General features: G+C 71.5%; 19 protein-coding genes and 2 pseudogenes. 14 read left to right on the top strand and 7 right to left on the bottom strand.

The genetic code is table 11. From position 1 onward, the window contains the following. Positions 1-114: 114 nt before the first annotated feature. Positions 115-867, top strand: a complete 753-nt coding sequence (locus ACEN9V_RS08040; protein WP_281266954.1) for an SDR family NAD(P)-dependent oxidoreductase — start codon at positions 115-117, stop codon at positions 865-867. 127 nt (positions 868-994) lie between these two features. Here the strand turns inward: ACEN9V_RS08040 and ACEN9V_RS08035 are convergent, their stop codons facing one another. The 3 genes from ACEN9V_RS08035 to ACEN9V_RS08025 are packed head-to-tail and all read right to left on the bottom strand — an operon-like array spanning position 995 to position 3,403. Beyond that, positions 995-1,918: an acetamidase/formamidase family protein gene (locus ACEN9V_RS08035; RefSeq protein ID WP_413602802.1), complete on the bottom strand. Its 924-nt coding sequence runs from the start codon at positions 1,916-1,918 to the stop codon at positions 995-997. Positions 1,919-1,977: 59 nt separating this feature from the next. Beyond that, positions 1,978-2,247 carry a hypothetical protein gene (locus tag ACEN9V_RS08030; RefSeq protein WP_413602801.1) on the bottom strand — a complete coding sequence of 90 codons (270 nt, stop codon included), beginning with the start codon at positions 2,245-2,247 and terminating at the stop codon, positions 1,978-1,980. A gap of 13 nt (positions 2,248-2,260) precedes the next feature. Beyond that, positions 2,261-3,403, bottom strand: a complete 1,143-nt coding sequence (locus ACEN9V_RS08025; protein ID WP_413602800.1) for an inorganic phosphate transporter — start codon at positions 3,401-3,403, stop codon at positions 2,261-2,263. A gap of 104 nt (positions 3,404-3,507) precedes the next feature. On the opposite strand from ACEN9V_RS08025, the gene ACEN9V_RS08020 reads away from it, so the two are divergent. The 3 genes from ACEN9V_RS08020 (at position 3,508) to ACEN9V_RS08010 (ending at position 5,953) form a co-directional block, all read left to right on the top strand. Then, a complete protein-coding gene (locus tag ACEN9V_RS08020; protein WP_413602799.1) occupies positions 3,508-4,374 on the top strand; it encodes an alpha/beta fold hydrolase in 867 nt (288 codons plus the stop codon). Between the two features lie 41 nt (positions 4,375-4,415). After that, on the top strand, positions 4,416-5,465 hold the full coding sequence (locus ACEN9V_RS08015; protein WP_281266959.1) for a biotin/lipoate A/B protein ligase family protein: 1,050 nt from the start codon (positions 4,416-4,418) through the stop codon (positions 5,463-5,465). A 155-nt stretch (positions 5,466-5,620) separates the two neighbouring features. Further along, positions 5,621-5,953 (top strand): hypothetical protein, encoded by a 333-nt coding sequence (locus ACEN9V_RS08010; protein ID WP_281266960.1) that lies wholly within the window; start codon positions 5,621-5,623, stop codon positions 5,951-5,953. A gap of 22 nt (positions 5,954-5,975) precedes the next feature. Here ACEN9V_RS08010 and ACEN9V_RS08005 read toward each other — a convergent pair whose 3' ends face one another. After that, positions 5,976-6,260: a GNAT family N-acetyltransferase gene (locus tag ACEN9V_RS08005; RefSeq protein WP_281266961.1), complete on the bottom strand. Its 285-nt coding sequence runs from the start codon at positions 6,258-6,260 to the stop codon at positions 5,976-5,978. 71 nt (positions 6,261-6,331) lie between these two features. Here ACEN9V_RS08005 and ACEN9V_RS08000 point away from each other — a divergent pair, with 71 nt between their 5' ends. From ACEN9V_RS08000 to ACEN9V_RS07990, 3 genes are all read left to right on the top strand, one after another. Beyond that, entirely contained in the window at positions 6,332-7,585 is a 1,254-nt protein-coding gene (locus ACEN9V_RS08000) for a hypothetical protein (RefSeq protein ID WP_413602798.1), read from the top strand. Positions 7,586-7,690: 105 nt separating this feature from the next. Further along, the gene (locus ACEN9V_RS07995) at positions 7,691-9,007 is read left to right on the top strand and encodes a hypothetical protein (RefSeq protein ID WP_413602797.1); all 1,317 of its coding nucleotides are present in this window, start codon (positions 7,691-7,693) and stop codon (positions 9,005-9,007) included. 24 nt (positions 9,008-9,031) lie between these two features. Then, on the top strand, positions 9,032-9,910 hold the full coding sequence (locus tag ACEN9V_RS07990; protein ID WP_413602796.1) for a DNA-methyltransferase: 879 nt from the start codon (positions 9,032-9,034) through the stop codon (positions 9,908-9,910). A gap of 654 nt (positions 9,911-10,564) precedes the next feature. Here ACEN9V_RS07990 and ACEN9V_RS07985 read toward each other — a convergent pair. Beyond that, a pseudogene (locus ACEN9V_RS07985) lies at positions 10,565-12,541 on the bottom strand (MDR family MFS transporter); the annotation flags it as partial. Positions 12,542-12,744: 203 nt separating this feature from the next. Here ACEN9V_RS07985 and ACEN9V_RS07980 point away from each other — a divergent pair. Then, complete coding sequence (locus ACEN9V_RS07980) at positions 12,745-13,488, top strand: alpha/beta hydrolase (RefSeq protein WP_413602795.1); 744 nt, start codon at positions 12,745-12,747, stop codon at positions 13,486-13,488. A 46-nt stretch (positions 13,489-13,534) separates the two neighbouring features. Here the strand turns inward: ACEN9V_RS07980 and ACEN9V_RS07975 are convergent, their stop codons facing one another. Together ACEN9V_RS07975 and ACEN9V_RS07970 are read right to left on the bottom strand one after the other, a co-directional pair. Further along, complete coding sequence (locus ACEN9V_RS07975) at positions 13,535-14,779, bottom strand: glycoside hydrolase 5 family protein (RefSeq protein WP_413602794.1); 1,245 nt, start codon at positions 14,777-14,779, stop codon at positions 13,535-13,537. Then, positions 14,776-15,858, bottom strand: a complete 1,083-nt coding sequence (locus ACEN9V_RS07970; RefSeq protein WP_413602793.1) for a LacI family DNA-binding transcriptional regulator — start codon at positions 15,856-15,858, stop codon at positions 14,776-14,778. Before ACEN9V_RS07970 ends, ACEN9V_RS07975 begins: the two co-directional genes overlap by 4 nt. A gap of 122 nt (positions 15,859-15,980) precedes the next feature. Between ACEN9V_RS07970 and ACEN9V_RS07965 the strand changes: the two genes are divergently transcribed. The 6 genes and pseudogenes from ACEN9V_RS07965 (at position 15,981) to ACEN9V_RS07940 (ending at position 22,672) form a co-directional block, all read left to right on the top strand. Continuing rightward, positions 15,981-17,270, top strand: a complete 1,290-nt coding sequence (locus ACEN9V_RS07965; protein WP_413602792.1) for an ABC transporter substrate-binding protein — start codon at positions 15,981-15,983, stop codon at positions 17,268-17,270. A 24-nt stretch (positions 17,271-17,294) separates the two neighbouring features. Beyond that, a complete protein-coding gene (locus tag ACEN9V_RS07960) occupies positions 17,295-18,233 on the top strand; it encodes a carbohydrate ABC transporter permease (RefSeq protein WP_413602791.1) in 939 nt (312 codons plus the stop codon). Positions 18,234-18,247: 14 nt separating this feature from the next. After that, on the top strand, positions 18,248-19,102 hold the full coding sequence (locus tag ACEN9V_RS07955) for a carbohydrate ABC transporter permease (protein WP_413602790.1): 855 nt from the start codon (positions 18,248-18,250) through the stop codon (positions 19,100-19,102). Further along, positions 19,099-20,118 (top strand): annotated as a pseudogene (locus ACEN9V_RS07950) (glycoside hydrolase family 3 N-terminal domain-containing protein); the annotation flags it as partial. The gene ACEN9V_RS07955 and the pseudogene ACEN9V_RS07950, both read left to right, overlap by 4 nt. Continuing rightward, complete coding sequence (locus tag ACEN9V_RS07945) at positions 20,085-21,401, top strand: glycoside hydrolase family 3 protein (protein WP_413603042.1); 1,317 nt, start codon at positions 20,085-20,087, stop codon at positions 21,399-21,401. The pseudogene ACEN9V_RS07950 and the gene ACEN9V_RS07945, both read left to right, overlap by 34 nt. Beyond that, positions 21,398-22,672, top strand: a complete 1,275-nt coding sequence (locus tag ACEN9V_RS07940; RefSeq protein WP_413602789.1) for a glycoside hydrolase family 125 protein — start codon at positions 21,398-21,400, stop codon at positions 22,670-22,672. The genes ACEN9V_RS07945 and ACEN9V_RS07940 overlap by 4 nt, the downstream gene beginning before the upstream one ends. Positions 22,673-22,686: the final 14 nt, after the last annotated feature.

The raw sequence follows: 22,686 nt of genomic DNA, 5'->3' as shown, positions 1-22,686 counted from the left end.
TTAGCCTAGCAAATTAGTTCAGCGAACGAACTTGTTGCCGTCGGGAATCATCCATGCAGGTGTATCGTTCTGGACCGTAGACAACAGGTGTTGTCGAGAAGATTGGAGCAGTTCATGTCCGAGTTCGAGGGCAAGGTCGCCATCGTCACCGGTGGTGGCAGCGGTATCGGCGAGTCCATCGCGAAGGAGCTCGCCACCGCGGGCGCGAAGGTCGTCGTCACCGACATCAAGCTCGACGCGGCACAGCGGGTCGTCGGGGAGATCGAGCAGGCCGGTGGGACCGCCACCGCGTTCGAGGCGAACTCGGCCGTCGCCGCCGACAACGAGCGGGCCGTCCAGTTCGCGGTCGACACGTACGGCGCGCTGCACCTCGCCGTGAACAACGCCGGCATCGGCGCCGCCCCGCAGAAGATCGGCGAGTACGACATCGCCGCGTGGGACCGCGTCCGTGCCGTGGACCTGGACGGTGTCTTCTACGGGCTCCGCTACGAGATCCCGGCGATGCTGGCCTCCGGCGGCGGCTCGATCGTCAACATGGCGTCCGTGCTCGGCACCGTCGGCATCGCGCAGAACGCGGCCTACGTCGCGTCGAAGCACGCGCTCGCCGGGCTCACCAAGGTCGCCGCGCTCGAGTACTCGGCCCAGGGTGTCCGCACGAACGCGGTCGGCCCCGGCTTCATCGACACCCCGCTGCTGCGGAACGCGATGACCCCGGAGGCGATCAGCGCCCTCGAGGAGGAGCACGCCACGAAGCGCCTCGGCACCGACGCCGAGGTCGCGGCGCTGGTCCTGTTCCTGCTGAGCGACAAGGCCTCGTTCATCACCGGCAGCTACCACCTGGTCGACGGCGGCTACTCCGCCCACTGACCGTTCCGCGTGCAGGGCTCTTTCGCGCGTAGGAAGTCGAATCGCGCGTAGGCGGTCGGAAGTTCCGACCTCCGACGCGCGATTCCGCTTTCCCAGTCGGGCGACATGGGCAGGAACGCGCGTGGCGTCAGGCCGTGATCGCGTCGTGGGGGAGCAGGGCGTGCACACCCCATGTCTGGTTCGCGACCTGGGTGACGCGCATGCTCACCGCGACGCTGGCCATCGCGAGCGCCTCGGAGCGGGTGATGGCGTGCAGGCCGGCGATCCAGTCGACCATGCTGTCGAGGGCGGTCGTCGTCGCGGCGTTCAGGTCGGCGTCGAAGCCGAACGTGATGCGTCCGGCAGGGGTGTCGGCGTGGATGCCGTCGACCGGAGCCTCGTCGAGGAGCGACAGCGTCACCGTCGTCGTCATGCCGCACTCGATCGCCGTGCCGGAGACCTCGCCGTCGCCCTGGGCGGCGTGTCCGTCGCCGACGAAGAGCAGCGCGTCCGGCACCGTCACCGGGAGGAAGAGGGTCGATCCGGCGACGAGTTCGCGGCAGTCGATGTTCCCGCCGCCCAGCGGTCGCGGTGGGATGGTCGAGTGCTCGCCCGTCGGTTCCGGTGGGACGCCGACGACCCCGAGGAACGGCGCCGTCCGGACGCCGAGGCCGAGCTGGTTGCGGGCGACACCCGTGCCGGCGTCGATGTCCCAGAGGAGTGGGCCGCGCTCCTGGGTCAGACCGAGCGCCCGGTTGACGGGCGTGTCCACGCCGCCGGAGCCCGTGTAGCCCCAGTCGTCCGGGACGAGGTCGTCGAACCGCACGGCGAGGACCTGTCCCGGCCGGGCACCCTCGACGGCGATCGGACCGACGAGGCAGTGTCCTCGTCGCCCGTCGATGAGCGTCGGCGGGTGGTCGCCCGGGTGCTGTTGGCGCTCCGTGTAGCCCGCCGCGCTCAGCGTGCGGATCGTCACGGTGTCCCCGGGTGCGACGCGGAGCACCGGATCCCGCTCGGCGGTGAAGACGTCGATGGCGGTGTCGAGCGAGGCGTCGATGCGATGGGCGGTCACGGTCCGATCATCGCAGGCGAGCGTGCCGCCGGTTCGACAGGCGTTCCGCTGCGCCGCCGTCAGTGGAACTGAGGGATCGTCATCCAGATGCCGTACAGGACGGCGGCGATGCAGACCGCGAAGCACAGGCCGGCGCCGGCGAGGGCGATCGGGGGCGTGTGCCCGGACCGCGGGGTCTCCTCGCCGTACTGCGTCCGCTCGCCGCCCGTGTCGACGGGCTGCCCCGTCCCGAGCAGCCGCAGACCGAGTGTGTAGACCAGCACGACGCCGACCGCCGCCACGAACCCGACGCCCGCGACGATCGCGATGCTCCCGAAGTCGATGTCCATCGTCGTCTCCCGTTCAGCCCTTGGCCTCGACCGGCTCGCGCTCGGTCTCGTCCGTCGTGATGTCCTCGTGCGAGACCGGCCGGCGCTTCGCCAAGGCGTAGAAGGTGAGCCCGGCCGCGAGCGCCAGGACGGCGACGGCGATCAGCCCGATCACCGACGTGGACGCGAGCCAGGTCGCCAGCGCCCCGACGACCGCTGCGGCCGGGAGCGTGATCACCCACGCGACGACGATCCGGCTCACCACGTTCCAGTGCACGTCCGCGAGCTTCTTGCCGAGCCCGGAGCCGATCACCGAGCCGCTCGTGACGTGCGTGGTGGAGAGCGCGAATCCGAGGTGGGAGGACACCAGGATGGTCGCGGCCGAGCTGGTCTCCGCGGCGAAGCCCTGCGGGGACTGCACGTCGGAGATCTTCTTGCCGACCGTCTGCATGATGCGCCACCCGCCCATGTAGGTGCCCAGGCCGATCGCGAGGCCGCACGCCAGGATCACCCAGAGCGCTGGTCCGGTGCCGGCGTCCTGGTAGTTCGCGGCGATGAGGGTCAACGTGATGACGCCCATCGTCTTCTGCGCGTCGTTCGTGCCGTGCGCCAGGGACACCAGCGAGGCCGAGATCGTCTGGCCGTGGCGGAACCCCGTCGCAGCGCCGTGCGTCGTGGCGTTCTTCGTGAGGGCGTACGCCAGGTAGGTCGCGACCAGGGCGATGACGCCGGCGATCACGGGGGAGAGCAGCGCGGGCAGCACGACCTTCGACACGACGGTCGCCCAGTCCACCGAGTTCAGGCCGGCGCCGATGATCGACGCCCCGATGAGCCCGCCGAACAGGGCGTGCGTCGACGACGACGGCAGCCCGAAGTACCAGGTGGCGAGGTTCCAGAGGACGGCGCCGACCAGCCCGGCGAAGATCATCGTCGGCGAGATGTGGATGCCGTCCTGTCCCTCGCGGATGATGCCCTGCGAGACGGTCTTGGCGACCTCGGTGGACAGGAACGCGCCGACGATGTTGAGCACGGCGGAGATGAGCACGGCGGTCCGGGGCTTGAGTGCACCCGTGGCGACCGACGTGGCCATGGCGTTTGCGGTGTCGTGGAACCCGTTCGTGAAGTCGAACACGAGCGCGACCACGATCACGAGCACGACGATGACGAGGACGTCCATGGCGGCGACGGTAGGCCCGCGGCGACGGGCTCGGGTGAACGCCCGGTGAACACGTCAGGCCGTCTGGCCGTCCGGTCGGTCCGGTCGTCTGCGAGGATGCTCACGTGCCCACGTTCTCTGCCGCCCGCGGCGACTCCTCGTTCGTCGACGCGCACGGTGTCGAGATCGTCTACTCGACCTGGCGCGCCGGGCGGCCGAAGGGGATCGTGCAGATCGCCCACGGCGTCGGTGAGCACTCGCTCCGGTACGAGCGGCTCGCGCAGGAGCTCGTCCGTGCCGGCTGGACGGTCGTCGCGAACGACCACCGCGGTCACGGTCGGACCGGGCTCGGGCAGTGGGACGGCGACCACGCGAAGCTCGGCAGGCTCGGCGTCGGCGGGCTCCGGGCCGCGATCGACGTCGTCGAGCAGATGACCTCCGTGGCGCGGCAGGAGACCCCCGGTGTCCCGCTCGTGCTGTTCGGGCAGTCGTGGGGGTCGCTGATGGCGCAGCGCATCCTGAACACCTCGAGCGAGTCGTACGACGGCGTCGTGCTGTCGGCGACCGCGTACCGCCTGCCCGGATGGATGAACGGCGGCGACCTCAACAAGCGGCACGCCGCGCTCGGTCCGACCCGGTTCGAGTGGCTCAGCCGGGACCGGGCGGTGGTCGACGCGTTCGACGCGGACCCGCTCACGGTCGACGCCGACGTGATGGGGTTGTTCGGACTGCCGGACACGCTGCGTCTGCTCGGGGTGCCTCGCCGGGGGATCCCGCACGATGTCCCCGTGTTGCTGCAGGTCGGGTCCGACGACAGCCTCGGCGGTCCGCGGTCCGTCGAGAAGCTGGCAGCCGCGTACCGCCGTCGCGGCGGGCTGACCGACGTGGTGGTGCGGGTCTACGAGGGCGCTCGGCACGAGATCTACAACGAGACGAACCGGCACGAGGTCGTCGCGGACCTGGTCGGGTGGCTGGAGCGCGTCGCTCGCTGACGGGGCGCTCGCTGACCGGTCGCTGCGCGTAGGGTCGAACCGTGCACGGTGAGTACAAGGTCCCAGGCGGAAAGCTCGTCGTCGTCGACCTCGACGTGGTCGACGACACCATCCAGGAGTTCCGGCTGGCGGGTGACTTCTTCCTCGAACCGGACGACGCGCTCCCGCTGATCGACGCCGCCGTGAACGGGCTGCCTGCCACCACGGACGCAGCCGGCATCGCCGCAGCCGTCCGCGCTGCCCTGCCGGCTGACGCCGTGCTGCTCGGCTTCACGCCGGAGTCCGTCGGCGTGGCCGTCCGCCGGGCACTCTCCCGGGCGTCGACGTGGCGCGACTACGACTGGCAGATCATCCACGAGGGGCCGATCAGCCCGAACGAGCACCTCGCCCTCGACCAGGTCCTCACCGAGGAGGTGGGTGCCGGCCGACGCGGGCCGACCCTCCGCATCTGGGAGTGGGACCAGCCCGCGGTGGTCATCGGCTCCTTCCAGTCGCTGAAGAACGAGGTCGATCCCGAGGGTGCCGCGAAGTACGGCGTCGAGGTGGTCCGGCGGATCTCCGGCGGCGGCGCGATGTTCATGGACGCCGGCGCGATCATCTCGTACTCGCTGTACGTCCCGACCGACCTCGTGCAGGGCATGACGTTCGCTGACTCGTACGCGTACCTCGACGAGTGGGTGATCGAGGCGCTGAAGTCCCTCGGCATCGACGCGTACTACCAGCCGCTCAACGACATCACCTCGACCAAGGGCAAGATCGGCGGCGCTGCGCAGAAGCGGCTCGGCACCGGGGCGCTGTTGCACCACGCCACCATGAGCTACGACATGGACGGCGAGAAGATGGTCCAGGTGCTCCGCATCGGTCGCGAGAAGATGAGCGACAAGGGCACGACCTCGGCCGCCAAGCGCGTCGACCCGTTGCGGTCGCAGACGGGGTTGTCGCGGGCGGCGATCATCGAGTCCTTGATCGGGACCTTCACGACGCTCTACGGCGCGACGCCGGGAGCGGTCACGGACGCCGAACGACAGCGGGCGCAGGAGCTCGTCGAGTCGAAGTTCGCGACCAAGGAGTGGCTCCAGCGCGTCCCGTAGATCGTGCGGGAAAGGTGGTCGGCGGCCGGGAGAGGGGGGTTCCCGGCCGCCGCACTTCGAGTGTGGACGTCATCCCCAAGAACGAGACGTGTGGATCATGAGAATCCTCCGCGCGGCTGATCCGCCGACCAGAGGCGCCACGTAGCCTCGCTTGCGTGAACTGGTTGATCCTGTTGGGGGCGGTGGCCGCTGCGGTCGTCGTGACGTGGATCGCCGATCGTCTGGGGTGGATCGACCTGTCGAACAAGTCGACCAGCAGCGGGGGATCCGGTGGAGTCGTCTCGATGATGGACGAGGTCTTCGCGCCGACGCGCCACGAGACCCAGGCGGAGTACGAACGGCAGGCCCGCCTGCCCCGTGAAGCACCGACGCCCGCCGACGACGACCACGACCTGCTGAGCGGGACGGTGCTCATCAAGGTGCCGACGGTCAGGGGCACCGGCGGCCGACACGAGGCACGCGCCGGGACCCACGACCGGCAGTACTGACGCCCGACCCTGACAGACGACGTCAGCGGGTGGTGAGCTCCTGGTAGTCGGGGTGCCGCTCGATCCACGCCGCGACGTAGCTGCACTGCGGGACGACACGGCGCGAGGAGCCCGAGCGGACGTCGTCGAGCGCGTGCTGCACGAGGACCGAGGCGTGGCCCCCTCCCCGGTGCGCGGGGTCGACCTCGGTGTGCACGAAGCGGATCTCGTCGTCGGCGATCTCGTAGGCGGCGAACCCGATCACGGTGTCGTCCTCCACCAGGGAGTACTGCTGCTGATCGGTGTCGTTCCGGACGTCCAGTGCCATGTCGACGACGCTACGCCGCGGCCCCGAAGAGGGGCCTGTGCGCCCGCTGTGTGCCTCGCTAGCGTCAGCGGGTGACCGACCACCGCCCGCCGTTCCGCTTCCGGACGCCTCCGGGGTGGCCGACGCCGTCCACCGAGTGGGTCGCGGCGCACCAGCTCGCCGAACCCGGCCCGGGGTTCTCCCCTGGACCCGGGATCCCGCCCGCGCCGTCCGGGTGGCGCTTCTGGCGTGCCGACCGTCGGGCGTTCCGGGCCGCGATGCCCACGCGGCGGCGGCGCATCGAGCTGCTCGGCGTGGCGGGACTCGTGCTGCTGGTCCTCGGGATCGTCGCCGTCGTCGTGCTGACGGCGGCGGACGTGCCGGCGGTGTTCGCCGTCGCCCCGATCGCGGCCGGGGGAGCGCTGTACATCGTGTCCTGCGTGCGGTGGTGGGACCTCGCCACGGACACGGCGCGATCGATCGCCGCGACGGCCGGGGAGTGGGGACCGACCTCCGTCTCGGCCCCGGCGGCACGGGCCGGCTTCGGGAGGTCGGCCCGCGTGGCCACCGGCATCACGGCCGCCATCGCCGCGGCCGCACTCGTGGCCGGCGCATCGGCCGGCGTCGCCCCGGTCGTGTCGGACGCCGGGCGGTCCCTGGCCGGCGCCGTCGGGAGCGTTCGTGGCGACCTCCCCGAGGACGAGGAGCTCGCGGCTCCCTACACCTCGGACGACGGGCAGATCGACATCACCCAGGTCAGCGACGACGCGTGGGACGCCACCTGCGCGGCGACACCAGGTGACTCGAACTGCTGGAGCTGGGAGGTCGACGCGCTGACGGACTGCGACCTCTCCGTGACGATCGGGTTCGCCGACACCGCGCTCGGAGACGACACCAGGACCGTGACCCGTGCCGTGCACGTCTCCGCGGGCCGACCCCTGTACATCGCGGAGCTCGGGGACGAGGACTACAGCGGCATCGACACCGCCTCGTGTCTCGGGGACGTCCCGCACCGCGTGGACGTCGACCAGACACCGGCCGACGACTTCGCCTACGAGGAGCAGCCCGACGGGTGTGACCTCACCGGGTGCATCGGCTGGACGCTCCGTCCGGGCGAGGACTGCGCGGACGCCTCGGTCCAGTTCCTGGTCATGGACGAGTGGCGTGACGTGCCGGATCCCCACGACCTGGTGATCGGTGCGCCGTTGCAGAGCAGCGTCCCCGTGACCGTCTTCGCGGGCGGGGTGGAGTCCTTCGCCGGCGACGCGACGATCACGCAGATCACGTGCTCGTCGTCCGACACTCCAGATGCGGACGCCCAGCCGGGGGCAGCGGCACACACCTGACCAGCGGACGCCCCGCCCTGCGAGCCCGAAGCCCTGCGAGCCCGAAGCCCTGCGAGCCCGAAGAGGGGCCTGTGCGCCTGCCGTGACGACCGCTACCCTCGGCGCGTGACCGAGCAGCACCCCGTCGACGTCGAGCCCCGATTCCGCACCCCACCCGGTTGGCCGACACCGTCGGCCGCATGGGTCGAACGTCACCACCTGGCGGAGCCGGCACACGGCTGGGTCCCGGCCCCGAGCCTCCCGGCTGTCCCGCAGGGCTGGCGCTTCTGGGAGGCGGACCGGCGCGCGTTCTGGCGCGACCGACGGACCCTGGTCGGACTCGCCCTCGTCCTGGTGGGCATCGCCGTCGTCGTCACCGTGTCCGTCCTCGGCGGAGAACTCCGCGGGCTCGCCGGACTCGGTCTGGTGCCGGTCGTCGGCGGAGCCGCCGTCGCGATCACGAGCAGCGTCCGTCGCGCCGCCCTGGCCGACCGCCTCGTCGCCGTGGCCCGCGAGCGTCGCGCAGCGGACCCGATCGACCCCGAGACCGCTTGGGGCGTCCCCGGAGCCCTCCCCTTCGTCGAGGCGTCCGGGGACGAGCGCCGCTCGCCCGTGCGACGTCGGAACCGGATCGCGGTCGTCGTGACGGCGACGGCCACGGCGGTCGTGACCATCGTGGGTGCCTCCGTGGCCGTCGTCCCGCTCGTGCAGGAGACGGTCGGCGGGGTCGGCCAGACGCTCGCCCTCGGGCTGCAGGACGACGCCCCGGCGCCGCCGACGGCATCGGCGTCGCCGGATCCGGACACCGACCCGGCCCCGGACACCGATCCGACACCGGCGCCCGCCCCGTCGACGGTGGCGGTCGACGCCGTCCTCGAGGACGGGACGGCGCTGCAGGCCGACTGCGGGGTCGCGATGGCGGGCCGGACGGACCCGGCGCACTGCTGGGCCTGGTCGCTCACCGCGCCGGCCGCGTGCGAGGCGAAGGTCACGGCCCGGTTCGGCCCTGATGCGAACGCGCCGGCGACCCGGACCGAGGAACGGTTCGTCTCGCTGTCACCTGGCGTGCCGCTGTCCCTCGTGCTCCGCGGCGGCGAGACCAACGCCGGGCTCGACCACCCGACCTGCGTCAGCGCGGGGTCCGCGCCCTACCCGATCGGCACCTACGACGCCGGGGTGGAGCTGCCCGACTCGGACTTCCCGGCCGCCTGTGACGACTGGGGGTGCGACGGGTTCATCTTCGACGCCGAGTCCGCGTGCGACGCCGCGACGATCGAGGTGCACGTGTTCGACGACGTCGCGGACCAGCACTCGCGGGACTACGTGGTCGTGCAGCCGCTCGCCGACGGGACGAGCACGACCCACAACGAGGTCTTCGTGCCGTACGACCAGGGCCGGCAACCGGCCGACGCCGAGGTGTCGTCGGTGACGTGCGAGAGCTGAGCCCGTGTGCGCGACAATGATCGGGTGAACAGGGGAGACGAGGCACCGGACCGGGTCGTCCTCGGCGACAACCTCGACGCCCTCGCCACCCTGTCCGACGGCGCGTTCACGGTCGTCTACCTCGACCCGCCGTTCAACACCGGCCGGTACCAGCGCCGGCACGCCAGCTCAGCGGTCCCGAGGGCCGACGGCCCCGTGATGGGCTTCCACGGCCGGAACTACGAACGCGTCCGCGGCGACCTGATGCGCTTCGACGACCGCTTCGAGGACTACTGGTCGTTCCTCGAGCCCCGGCTGCTCGAGGCGTGGCGGGTCCTCGCGCAGGACGGCACGCTGTACCTGCACCTGGACTACCGCGAGTCGCACTACGCGAAGGTCCTCCTCGACGCGCTGTTCGGCCGTGACGCCTTCCTCAACGAGATCATCTGGGCGTACGACTACGGCGCGAAGTCCCGCTCCCGCTGGCCGACGAAGCACGACACGATCCTGGTGTACGTGAAGGACCCTGCCCGGTACCACTTCGACTCGACGGCGGTCGACCGCGAGCCCTACATGGCACCGGGGCTCGTCACTCCGGAGAAGCGGGAGCGCGGCAAGCTCCCGACGGACGTCTGGTGGCACACGATCGTGTCGCCGACCGGCCGCGAGAAGACCGGGTACCCGACGCAGAAGCCCGAGGGGATCCTCCGGCGCATCGTGCAGGCGTCGTCGCGTGAGGGCGACTGGGTCCTCGACTTCTTCGCGGGCAGCGGCACGACGGGCGCGGTCGCCGGGGCGCTCGGCCGCCGCTACGTGCTCGTCGACGACAGCCCGACGGCGTTCGAGGTGATGCGGAAACGCCTGCCCGGCGCGACCTTCGAGGTGCTGCCCCCGGCGACGATCGCCGCGGATCCCGCCGTGTGAGGTGGCTGGGCGTGCGCGGGCGCGCTGCGTGGGGCGACTCGGAACGACGGGGTCGCTGTCGTACGACAACGGTTCTGTCGCCCTCACGCGCGTGCAACTGTTGCAGACGCGTGGAAACGACGAAGTCGCTGTCGTACGACAGCGACTTCGTCGTTCGGGGTCGGCACGCGGCGCGGCCGGGCGGCGGCCCGACCCGGGTTCCCGCTACTCGGCCGAGTGGCGGCCGTGCGCGTGGTCGCCGTCGGCCGGACGGGAGGCCCGGCTCGCGTCGTGCGCGTCCGTCCCGTCCGTCGCGGGGTCGGCCTCCACGGTGGCAGCGTGCGCGGCACGACGGGTGCGGATGGCCCCGGTGGTCGTGGCGGGCTCGTCCACCGGCGCAGCGGCCGAGTGCGCGCCGTGCGTCGGCGCGTCCGGCAGCGGGGCGCGGGTGCCGTCGCTCGACACGTCGTCCGGCAGCACCGACACGTCGTCCGGCAGCACCGACACGTCGGACGTCCCGGTCGACCGGGCCGAGCGCGGCTGCGCCGGGACGTCGGGTGACGTGGGGACGATCCCCATCCGCCCGGTGTCGGGCGACACGAGCGACTCGGCGTTCGTCGCGGCGCCCTGCGCATCGACGGTGCGGCGATCGGGGTCGCCGCCGGCAGCCGCGGCCCGGGCGGTGTCCGCCTGCTCCTGCAGCGCCGACGTCTTGCGGAGCGGCGGCACCCGGAAGAACCACGTCAGGACGAACGCGATGAGGATCACGCCGAGGCCGACGTAGTACACCGTGACGGCCGAGCTGCTGAACCCGACGAGGAACGGCCGGGTCAGCCGCTTGTCGGCGCCGTTGAGGAACGAGGTGTCGCTCGTCGCGGAGCTCGTCGAGGAGTCGGCCTTCGAGTTGCCGCTCTTGAGCTGCTTGATGAGCGTCGGGGCGACCTCGTCGACGACGTTCTTCCGCTGCGACGCGTTCGAGTAGTCGACCTGCAGCGTGCCGTCGACGACGTCCGCCTGGGCCTTCGACGCTGCGGTCTCGAGCGCCTGCTGTTCGGCCTTCGGCTTCGCGGCCGCGACCTGCGCGTCGATGACCGACTGCGCCTGTGCCGCGGGGAGCGCACCGGCGGCGACCTGCTGCTGGACGCCCGCGGTGACCTGCTTCGTGACGGCGGCGTCTGCGGCTTCCTTCGCCTGCACGGCGCCCTTGTTCAGGCCGTCCTGCACGTTCTGCTTCACCGGGTCGGTGATCGGTGTCCAGATCTGGTCCATCACGCCCTTGTTGTCCTTGGCGTTCGCCACGGACGGGGTGAGGGCGGCGTTCAGGGCGCTCGTGAGGTCGGACTTGTCCTGCATCGCCGTCGTGATGTTCGTCGGCATCAGGGTGAACAGCACGGAGAGGAGCACTGCGGTGCCCATCGTGCCGCCGATCTGGCGGAAGAAGGTCGCGGCGCTGGTGGCGACACCGATGTCCCGAGGGGACACCGAGTTCTGCGCGGCCAGGGTCAGCGTCTGCATGAGCTGCCCGAGCCCGAGGCCGATGCCGAACATGCCGAGCATCAGGAACCACAGCGGACGGTCGGCGGTGAGGAACGTCAGGACGGTGAACCCGATGGCGGTGAACGCCGTCCCGGTGATCGGGAAGACCTGGTAGTTGCCGGTCCTGGAGATGATCTGACCCGAGGCGATCGACGCGATCATCAGGCCGAGGACCATCGGCAGCATCGCGAAGCCGGACTCGGTCGGGGTGACGCCCTTCACGATCTGCAGGTACAGCGGGATCGTCAGCATCGCGCCGAACATCCCGAAGCCGACGAGCACGGACAGGATCGCGGACATCGAGAACACCCGCGAGCCGAAGAGCTTGAGCGGCAGGATCGCGTCGTCCTTCATGGCGCGCTCGACCAGGATGAACGCGATGAGTCCGACGGCGCCGGTCACGTAGCAGGCGATCGAACCGGCCGAGCTCCAGCCCCATGTACGGCCCTGCTCGGCGACGAGCAGCAGCGGCACGAGCGTCACGATGACGAGCGCGGCACCCCACCAGTCGATGCGCGGCTTGGCCTTCCGCTCGCCGACCTTCGGCAGGTGCAGGAACGTCAGCACCATGATCAGCGCGATGATGCCGATCGGCACGTTGATCAGGAACACCCAGCGCCAGCCGGCGATGAACACGATCTCGCTCGCGCCGGCGAAGAGACCACCGACGAGCGGCCCGATGACGCTCGAGATGCCGAACACCGCGAGGAAGTAGCCCTGGTACTTGGCGCGCTCGCGGGGGGCGAGCATGTCGCCCATGATCGCGAGCGGCAGGGACATCAGACCACCGGCGCCGAGGCCCTGCAGCGCGCGGAACCCGGCGAGCATGAGCATCGAGGTCGAGAACGACGCGGCGAAGGAGCCGACGATGAAGATGCCGATCGCGGTGAGGAACAGCGGACGCCGGCCGAAGATGTCGGAGAGCTTGCCGTAGATCGGTGTCGTGATCGTCGAGGCGATCAGGTACCCCGTCGTGACCCAGGCCTGCTGGTCGAGCCCGTGCAGGTCGTCGCCGATGGTGCGGATGGCGGTGCCGACGATCGTCTGGTCGAGGGCGCCGAGGAACATACCGGCCATCAGGCCGTAGATCACCAGCAGGATCTGCCGGTGGTTCATCACGACGTTGGATGCCGTGGTGGGTCCCGCTGGAGCGGTCGCCGTCTGGGTCATGTGCAGGGTCTCCCGGGTACCGAAGCGCTGGTGACAAGAATTTTGCGCTGTCTGCAAAGTTACAACTGTCGCAAGCGGTGCGGTCACGCAGGTGCGGCTTCCTGTGTGGATCGGCAGCGTTCCGTGGGACGAACAGTAAGGTCGCCCCCATGAGCACGCCCGACGGCATCACGGTACGCCCGACCTCCGTCGGCGGTTCCCGTCCGGCCGTGATCGTCCTCCCGGGCGGTGGGTACGAGGAACACGGGCGGGCGAGTTCCGAACCGATGGCGGACTGGTACGCCGGCATCGGCCTGCACGCGTTCCTGTTCCGCTACCCGCTCCGCACGCCGGAGACGGTCGGCTCGTTGCACCCGGCGCCGATCGACGCGACCCGCGCGGTGTTCACCTGGCTCCGGTCGGGACGGGCCGGCGCGGACACCGGACTCGACATCGACACGGAGCGCATCGGCGTCGTCGGGTCGAGCGCCGGCGGGCACCTGGCGGCCTCGCTCGCGAACGGCATCGACGACCCCGCTGCCGACCGGCCGGCGTTCTGCGTCCTGAACTACCCGGTGATCTCGATGGAGCACCCGACGCGGCCGCGTCCGATGGTCGGGCTCCTCGGCGACGATCCATCGTGGCGGACGCGCCGCGAGCTCTCGATGGAGACGCGGGTCGACGCGCGCACGCCGCCGACGTTCGTCTGGACGACGGCGGACGACCGGATCGTGCGCGCGTCGAACGCGCTGTCCTACGCGGACGCGCTGGTCCGGAGCGAGGTGGACGTCGAGGTGCACGTCTTCCCGCACGGCCGGCACGGACTCGGCACCGCCGTGCGCGAACCGCACACGTCCCGGTGGACCCGGCTCTGCGAGGACTGGCTGCGGTACCAGCGCGTGCTGACCGACTGAGCCGACCAGGGCCTCCAGACCGGACTGGAGGACCGGCGCACGTCCGTCAGACGGCCGCCGTCTCGACGACCTTGGTCACACCCCGCAGGGCCAGGTCGGCTGGATCGGCCGCGGTCCGGCTCGTGACCACGGTGACCGCCTCGCCGCCGGCACGGAGGCGGTGCCAGCGGTCGAACACCGCGCCGCCCGGTGCGAGGTCGGCGCGGCGGACGGGCAGGTCCGCGTCGTCGACGTCCACCACGACGGCGGTCGTCCGCGGGGTCGGCGACGGTGTCGCCCGACGTGCCTCGGCGACGACCTCGGCGTAGCGACGGCCGAGGGGCTTCACCCGGTTGTCGACGTCGAGCAGGCCGAGCGTGTACTCGAGGTCCTTGAAGTCGCCGAGCGCGCGGGAGACGTCGTGCGAACACCACCACGTGACGGCGTGCAGGTCCTCGGTGCTCAGGGCGGCTGCGATCGTGTGCTCGAGGAACTCGGGCATCTCGTCGTCGGCGAGGTGGCGGTCCGGTGCGCCCACCTCCTGCAGCCAGACCGGCCGGCCGGGGTCCGTCGCGAAGGCCTTCGCGAGCTCGATCATCCACTCGGCGTGCCGGACGGACTCGTCGGAGAGCGCCCCGTACCGTCCGGCCACGCCGTTGAAGATCCACGAGTGCACCGTGGTGACGTCGCCGAGGCGGCTGGCGTGGGCTGGCACGAAGGGGTGCCCGTCGCGGTACCAGAGGTGGTCGTTCTCGCTGTGGGTGACGACGTGTCGCGGGTCCTTGTCCCGCGGGGCGCCGAGCAGGGACTCCAGCCAGTGCGTGACCTGGTCGGTGTCAGCGGGCATCGCCGCCGGGTTCGGCGGTTGGAACTGGTTGACCTCGTTGCCGAGCGTCAGGCCGGTGAAGTTCGGGCGGTCGCGCACGGCGTCGTACACGGCGGCGACCAGGTCGGCCTGGGCTCGGATCGCCAGGGGATCGGTGAACATGTTGCCGTCGTGCCAGTTCACGAGCCACGCCGGGATGAAGTCGAAGCCGGACATGTGCCCCTGGATCACGTCGACGCTGGCGTCGAGGCCGAACTCCGCGGCGATGTCGACGACCTTCGCGACGTCGTCGAGCGCCTGCCTGCGGATCAGTGTGCGGTTCGGTTGCAGCGTGGGCCAGAGCGGGAACAGCCGGACGTGGTCCAGCCCGAGCCCCGCGATCGCCTCGAGGTCACGGCGGACCGCGTCTTCCTGCACCGACTGCCACTGGAACATCCAGTCGGTGGACGGCACGTAGTTCACGCCGAAGCGCGGAGCGGTGGTCATCGGTCTCCCTCGGTCGGTGCGGTCGGCGCATGGGGCGTCGGGCGTCCGGTCGTCGTCGCCCGCCAGGACGAGCCGCGGACGTGCAGCGCGCGGCCGCTCACCTCGGCGTCGCTGACGTCCTCGCCCCGGACGAGACGCTCGACGAGGGCGACCGCCGTGCGCGCCGACTCCTCCACCGGCGCGTCGAGTGCGGTGAGCGTCGGACGGACGATCGACGACACCCAGGAGTCCTCCCACGCGACGACGGACAGGTCGTCGGGGACACGGACGCCGAGTTCGGGGGCGTGCGCGATCACCTCGGCGGCGATCGCCTCGCCGTCGAGGACGATCGCGGTCGCGCCGTCGAGCCGGCCGAGCAGGTCGGCGACCGGGTCCTCTGCGTCCGCGCGCCAGGCCAGGACGATGGCGTCGATGCCGCGTGCTCCGGCGGCGGCGGTGAACCGGGCATCGCGTGCGCCGGTGTGCGCGAGCGACGGACCGTCGCCGACGCGGGCGATGCGCCGGTGCCCGAGGCCGTCGAGGTGGTCGAGTAGCGCGCCGGTGGCGTCCGCGTCCCCGACCGTGACGGCCGGGATGGTGCTGCCCGGGACGGGGGCGCCGAGCATCACGGCCGGCGCCGACAGGTGCTGCAGGAGCGAGACGCGAGGGTCGTCGGTCCGGACGTCGACGAGCAGGAAGCCGTCGACCCGCTGCTCCGTCCACCACTGGCGGTAGACCTCGGCCTCGTCCTCGGCGCGGACGAGGGTCAGCGAGAGCGACCACCCGATGGCGGCCAGCGGCTCGGTGAGCCCGGCGATCAGACGCATCGTGAACGGGTCGCGTTGGAAGGTGTCACGCGAGCGGGCGAGCACGAGGCCGAGGCTGCGACCAGCGCTGCCGGAGAGCTTGCGGCTCGCGAGGTTCGGCCGCCAGTTCAGGTCGTCGGCGGCCTTGCGGATCCGGGCGGCGGTCGCGGCCGAGACGTTCGGTCGGCCGTTGAAGACGTGGGAGACCGCCGAGGTCGAGACGCCGGCGCGCTTGGCGACCTGCGCGATCGTCACACGACGACGGTCGACGGCTCCGGCGGTGGTGTCGCTCATGCCGACGAGCGTAGAGGGTTGACCGGTTTGTGTAAAGCGGTATACGTTGCTCGTCACCTGAAGTACACCGCTGTACCAACCACCCCGTGAACCGCTCCACCTTCCACTGCCAAGGAGGCACCGTGACGGACGGAATCAGCAGGCGGACCCTCCTCGGCGCCGGCCTCGGCGCCGGGGTCCTGGCCCCGATCCTCGCCGGGTGCGCCGCGCTCACACCGGCGTCGAGCGGGCCGGGGACCCTCAGCGTGCACACCCAGTTGAGCGGTGCCGTCGCGGGGGCCAGGACGTTCACCGACGTCGTCGCCGCATACCGACGACGCACGAGCCGCAGGGTCGCGCTCCTGTCGAACGGGTCAGACCTGCCGATCGTGTTCGAGACGAGTTCGCTGGCGGGCAAGGAAGCCGACGTCGCCATCGTCAACATGGTCGGGCGCACCCTGTCCTGGACGGGGGAGCACGCCACGATCCCCGTGAACCAGTACCTCGACGACTGGGGGCTGCGGGACGCGATCATCCCAGAGGCCATCGACGAGTGGACCGACGACCAGGGCCGCGTCCGGGCGTTCCCGTTCACCAGGACGAACTGGCCGGTGTCGTTCAACACCGCCCTGCTGGAGCAGGCGGGCGTGAGCGAGATCCCGACCACGTCCGACCAGCTCGTCGCCGCGGCGGACCGGCTCCGTGCCGCCGGCATCGGGCCGGTGACCGTGGGCGGCTCCGACTGGAGCGGGCAGAAGCTCCTCATGCAGATCATGCAGGGGTTCATCACCCAGGACGAGGCCACGAAGGTCTTCTCCACCGGCAAGATCTCGGAGAGCGCCGGCGCGGTCCGGGGCGTCGAGCACTTCGTCGAGCTCCGCGACGCCGGCGTCTTCGTCGACTCGGTCCAGGGCTTCACCTCGGACTCCGAGCTCACGCAGTTCAACACGCGCAAGGCCGCGATCGTCCCGGCGATGTCGTCGGCGCTCGCGCTCGTGTCGAAGGAGCGTGCGGCCGAGGTCACGGTGGGCGGCTGGCCGGTTCCGTCCGCGAACGCCGCGATCACGCACCCGAGCGTCATCAAGAGCTACAACGGGCACGGCATCTGGATCAGCGAGAACGGCCGCGAGAAGCTCGACCTGATCAAGCCGTTCGTGCAGTACCTGTACTCGCCGGCCGTCACCAGCGAGTTCGTCCTCGACTCCGGACGCGACATGAGCCGCATCACGGACACCGTCAGTCAGGACTTCCCGCTCGTCGCGCAGGCGTCCGCCCTCACCGACGACCAGGTCACCCCGGTGATGCTGCCCGACCTGCTCGTGCCGGACTCGGCGTACGAGCCGATGATCCGCGCGACGTCGCTCGCGTACGGCTCTGGCACGTCGGCCGAACGGATCATCGACCTGTTCGAGCGCGCCTACACGGCCGCCTGACCACCCGCACGAGAAGGAGCTCCCATGGCAGTGCTCGTCGAGGAACCACCCGTCCGGTCCGCCGGGACGCCCCCGAACCGATCCCGACGCGGGGCCACCGGCGTCGGCGAGGCCCGTGGCCGCTTCCCGACCTTCGCGATCCCGGCGCTGGTCTGGTACGGCCTCTTCATGATCGGCCCGGTCGTCGCGATGATCGTCATCGCGTTCCTGAGCTGGCCCGGCATGCTCGTCACCCCGACGTTCGCGGGGCTCGACAACTTCCGCGTGCTGTTCTCCGACGAGACCTTCTGGGCCGCCGTGCGGAACAGCACGATCCAGATCGTCGTCGGGCTCCCGGTCATGATCGTGTTGGCGTTCCTGCTCGCGTTCCACGTCGTGCAGAAGCCCAGGGGGCACAAGGTGCTCCGCTACCTGCTCTTCATCCCCGCGCTGATCTCCGCTCCGGCGACGGCCATGATGTTCTACGCGATGCTCAACCCCGACGGCCTCGTCAACGGGGTGCTCGCGACGCTCGGCATCGGCGGGAAGGCCTGGCTCGCGGATCCGACCACCGCGCTCGGCGCCCTCATCGTCGTCGACCTCTGGGCGGGCATCGGCTACTCGGCCGTGCTCATCGCGTCGCGGCTCGACGGCGTCGACGGCGAGGTCGTCCAGGCGGCCCGGATGGACGGCGCCGGATCATGGCGGCTCGCGTGGGGTGTGTACTGGCCGATCGCCCGCGACTTCATCGGCGTCGTCGCCATGCTGCAGTTCCTGTCGATGCTCTTCAGCTCGGCGCAGAACGTGCTGCTCCTGACCCAGGGCGGGCCGGGGACCGCCACCACGACGTTGTCGTACCTCGTGTACCAGAAGGCGTTCGTCGACACCGACCTCGGCTACAGCCAGGCCGTCGGCGTGGTCCTCTTCGTCCTCGGGCTCGTGGGCATGTTCATCATCCGCCGCGTCCTGCGCAAGACGCACTGACCAGGGAGACCACCATGGCGAAACCGACCGCAGGCACCCGCCTCCGCGACCGCATCGGCTCGATCACCGGCGGCGCCATCGCGTGGGTCTACGCCGCCCTGCTGATCCTGCCGTTCTACTACTTCGTCGTGTCGTCCTTCAAGGACAACGACGGCATCTTCGAGTCGCCGCTGGCGCTGCCCGCCAGCTGGGACCTCAGCAACTTCACCGACGCCGTGCGACAGGCATCGCTCGGTCCCGCGATCGCGAACTCCGCGATCACGACGGTCGCCGCGTTGGTGCTGACCCTCGTGCTCGCGCTCCCCGCGTCGTTCGCGCTCGCACGAGCAACCGGTCGCGCCGGACGGGTCGTCGAGGCACTGTTCTCCCTCGGGTTCCTCATCCCGTCGTTCGCTGCGCTCTTCCCGACGTTCCTGCTCGCGGCCGCGATGGGACTGTTCCACACCAGGACCTTCCTCGTGCTGCTCCTGCCGGCCACGGCCATGCCCCTGGCCGTGGTCATCCTGACCCAGTTCATGCGGACCATCCCGCGCGAGCTGGAGGAAGCGGCGTCGATGGACGGCGCGTCCGCCTGGCAGGTGATGCGGCAGGTGTACCTCCCGATCTGCATCCCCGGGATCGCGACCGTGCTGCTGCTGAACTTCCTGTCGTTCTGGAACGAGTACCTCTACGCCCTCGTGCTGATCGGCCCGGACACCGCGCAACGGACGATCCAGGTCGCGCTGCCGACGCTCAAGGTCGACGCGGGGACCGACTACGGGATGCTCATGGCGGGCACGCTCGTCACCCTGCTGCCGGTGTACCTCGTCTACACGATCCTCCAGCGGCAGATGCAGAAGGCGCTGGTCTCCGGGGCGATCAAGGGATGACCGACACCGACCCCACGACCGACACCGCCCCCACGACCGGCACCGCCCCGCGGGCCGCCGACCTCGACGTCCGCGCCCGGATCGGCCAGGTCAACCAGCGGCTCAAGGGCTGGGAGGCCGTCCGCTGGGTCGACGGACGGCCCCGCGTCACGGACGTCCTCCGGGCCGAGGTCGACCGGTGGGGCGGTATCGGCGCGGTGTACGGGGTCCTCCGCGCCGACCCGTGGTCCGGTGTGCACTGGGGCAACGGCATCCCGCCGGAACGCTCCGCCGAAGCGTACGCGGCGGTCCAGGACCACGTCGTGGCCAACAGCGACGGCCGCGTCCCGACCCTGTTCGTGGAAGAGGTCCCGCACGGACTGCAGGCCCTCGGCGGGACGACCGTCCCCGTGAACCTGGCCCTCGGCGCGGCGATGGACGTGGAGCTGGTGGAGGAACTCGCCGCCGCCGTCGCTGCCGAGGTCCGGGCGCGAGGCACCCACGTCGCGCTGGTCTCCGGCCTCGACGTCCTCCGCGATCCCCGGTGGGGACGCGCCGAGGAGTGCTGGTCCGAGGACGCCGCCCTCGCCGCGCTCATGGTCGGGGCGACCGTCCGTGGCATGCAGGGTCGCGGCGACGGCCCCATCGACGGTCGGCACGTCGCCGTCGTCGCGAAGCACCTCGCCGGGCAGGGCGCCGGGATCGGCGGACGCAACGGCTCCGGTGCGCCGATCGGCCGGCGCGAACTCGCCGAGGTGCACCTTCCGCCGGCGCTCGCCGCCGCCCGTGAGCACGTGGTCGGGTTCATGGCCGCCTACAACGACGTCGACGGCGTCCCGTGCTGCGGCAACCGCGACCTCCTGACCGCCACGATCCGCGACGACTGGGGGTGGGACGGTCTGGTGATGGCCGACGGCACGGCCGTCGACCGACTCCGCGACGTCACTCCCGACCCGGCGACCGCCGCTGCCCTCGCCCTCCGCGCCGGGGTGGACCTCAGCCTGTGGGACGAGGCGTTCACGCACCTCGACGAAGCGCTCGACCGTGGGCTCGTGGACCTCGCCGACCTGGACCGCGCGGTCGACCGGGTCCTGGCGGTCAAGGAGCGGGTCGGGCTGTTCGGCGAGGCCCCGGCGACCGTCACCGGTGCCGAGCGCGCGACCGTCGTCCTCGCGGACCGAGCCGCACACCGCGCCGTCGTCGCGCTGGGGGACTCCACGCCGCGCGTGCGTGCCGACTCGATCGTCGCGCTCCTCGGCCCGAACGCCGACGACCTGGACGCGCAGCTCGGCGACTACTCGCCGCCGCGTCCGACGAGCGATCCGGCGGCGTCGACGGTGCGCTCCGCACTGGAGGCCAGGCTCGGCCCCGACCGGGTCCGTACGCCCCGGGGAGCGGACTCCGCCGACCCCTGCCCGGCCCCGACACGGCGGCCGACGTCGCCGCAGCCCTCGCCGGTGCGGACGTCGCGGTGGTCGTGCTCGGCGGGTCCAGTCGCCGGACCTACGACGACGGCTTCGAGGACAACGGTGCCGTCAGCGGCCCGGCACCGGACACCACGAACGGCGAGGGCGTCGACCTGGCGTCGGTGGCGATCCCGGAGGCCCAGCTCGCGGTCCTCCGTGCAGCGCGGGACGCCGGGCTGCCCGTCGTGGCGGTGGTCGTCGACGGGCGGCCTCGCGTCCTGACCGCGGTGACGGCGCTCGCGGACGCCGTGCTGGTCGTGCCGTTCCCCGGACCGGCAGGCGGTGCGGCCGTGGTGGACGTGCTCCTCGGAGCGCCGGCGGAGGGTCGGCTGCCCGCGACCTGGCCCGCGGCCGACGGGACCTGGCCGGTTGCGCACGACGAGCGGCTCGAGACCGCTCGCGGCTACGTCGACGTCGCCGAGCCGTCCCTGCCGCTCGGTCTGCCGGGGCCGGGCGCGGGGGTCCAGGTGGGACTCGGGGACGTGCGCGGCGCGCTCACGGCGTCGAGCCTCCTGGGCGGCGCGGTGGTGACCGTCCCGGTGGTCGTGACCAACGAGTCGGGACACGACCGCCGCGTCGCCGTGCCGCTCTGGTCGCGCCGGCGGGAGCCCGGCGTGCGCCCGCGGCGACGTCGGGTGCTCGCACTCGTCACGCTGGACGTCCAGGCGGGGGCGACGGTGCGGGGGGAGTACGTGCTCGGGCTGGACGCGCTCGGGACCTGGGGCGACGACCTCCGGCTCGGTGCCCGGCCGCTCGACGTGCTGTGCTGGACCGAGGACGTCACCACGCCACCGGACTCCGCTCGACTCGTCCGCGTGACCGACGACGACGGACGCATCCCGTGGGTGTCGTGAGCGGCGTCGACCTCGAGCGCATCGCCCCGACCATCCGCGCGGCGGCCGACCGTGTCCGTGCGTCGGTCGGCGACGACGTCGGCGACCGGGTGGAACGGGCCCTGCTGCGGACCCTCCGCGACACGATCAGCGTCGACGAAGCGGGCGCGTTCGTCATCACCGGGGACATCCCGGCGATGTGGCTGCGGGACTCCACGACGCAGATGACCCCCTACCTGCGGCTCGTCGGGGAGTGCCCGGAGCTCGCCGCGGTGCTCTGGTCGGTGGTGCGGCGGCAGATCCGGCTCATCGAGCACGACCCGTACGCCAACTCATTCAACCGGGAGCCGGACGGCGCGCACTACGACCCGGACGACCTGCACGACGATCCGCTCGTGTGGGAGCAGAAGTACGAGGTGGACAGCCTCGGCTACCCGGTGACGTTCGCGCACGCGCTGTGGCGGGCCACCGGCGACACCGCCGCGCTCGACGACCGGGCGCACCGGGTGTTCCGGACCATCGTCGACCAGTGGCGACTCGAGACGGACCACGATCGCTCGGCGTACCGGTTCGTTCGACCAGGCGCGAAGGCGACCGAGACCCTGACACGGGACGGGCGCGGGAGCCCCGTCGCTGTGACGGGCATGACGTGGAGCGGGTTCCGGCCCTCGGACGACGCCTGCACCTTCGGGTACAACGTCCCGGCGAACCTGTTCGCCGCCGAGGCCCTCCTCGCGGTCGCGTCCATCGCCCGCGACGTCTGGGACGATCCGGTCCTCGCCGACGACGCCGACACGCTCCGGTCGTCGATCACGGACGGCGTCGCGGCGCACGGGGTCGTGCCGGGACCGTCCGGAGCCGACGTCTACGCGTACGAGGTCGACGGCCTCGGCGGCGTCCTGCTCATGGACGACGCGAACACCCCGTCGTTGCTGTCCCTGCCGCTCTCGGCCCCGTCCGTCGTGGACCCCGCGGTGTGGGCGGCGACCCGCGCGTTCGTGACGTCACCGGCGAACCCGTACTGGTTCAGCGGCGCGAGCGCATCGGGGATCGGGAGCCCGCACACCCTGCCCGGCCGGGTGTGGCCGATCGCACTCGCCGTCGATGGGCTGGTGTCGGGCGCACCGTCGCGACGGCGCGAGGTCGTCGACCTGCTCGTGGCCACCGACGGCGGCACCGGCGACGTGCACGAGGCGTTCGACGTCGACGACCCGACGCAGTTCTCGCGGCCGTGGTTCTCGTGGGCGGACGCGATGTTCTGCGAACTGGCGATGGCGGCGGCGGAGGACTGACCCCCGCCGCTGCC

It is taken from the genome of Curtobacterium sp. Curtsp57 (assembly GCF_047324335.1).
Classification (GTDB): domain Bacteria; phylum Actinomycetota; class Actinomycetes; order Actinomycetales; family Microbacteriaceae; genus Curtobacterium.
This window is presented reverse-complemented; position numbering and strand designations above follow the sequence as displayed.

Bases quoted from the DNA above. Each gene is read 5' to 3' on its own strand.
- ACEN9V_RS08040 (WP_281266954.1), top strand. From the start codon at position 115: ATGTCCGAGTTCGAGGGCAAGGTCGCCATCGTCACCGGTGGTGGCAGC.
- ACEN9V_RS08030 (WP_413602801.1), bottom strand. From the start codon at position 2,247: ATGGACATCGACTTCGGGAGCATCGCGATCGTCGCGGGCGTCGGGTTC.
- ACEN9V_RS08025 (WP_413602800.1), bottom strand. From the start codon at position 3,403: ATGGACGTCCTCGTCATCGTCGTGCTCGTGATCGTGGTCGCGCTCGTG.
- ACEN9V_RS08005 (WP_281266961.1), bottom strand. From the start codon at position 6,260: ATGGCACTGGACGTCCGGAACGACACCGATCAGCAGCAGTACTCCCTG.
- ACEN9V_RS07980 (WP_413602795.1), top strand. From the start codon at position 12,745: ATGAGCACGCCCGACGGCATCACGGTACGCCCGACCTCCGTCGGCGGT.
- ACEN9V_RS07975 (WP_413602794.1), bottom strand. From the start codon at position 14,779: ATGACCACCGCTCCGCGCTTCGGCGTGAACTACGTGCCGTCCACCGAC.
- ACEN9V_RS07970 (WP_413602793.1), bottom strand. From the start codon at position 15,858: ATGAGCGACACCACCGCCGGAGCCGTCGACCGTCGTCGTGTGACGATC.
- ACEN9V_RS07960 (WP_413602791.1), top strand. From the start codon at position 17,295: ATGGCAGTGCTCGTCGAGGAACCACCCGTCCGGTCCGCCGGGACGCCC.
- ACEN9V_RS07955 (WP_413602790.1), top strand. From the start codon at position 18,248: ATGGCGAAACCGACCGCAGGCACCCGCCTCCGCGACCGCATCGGCTCG.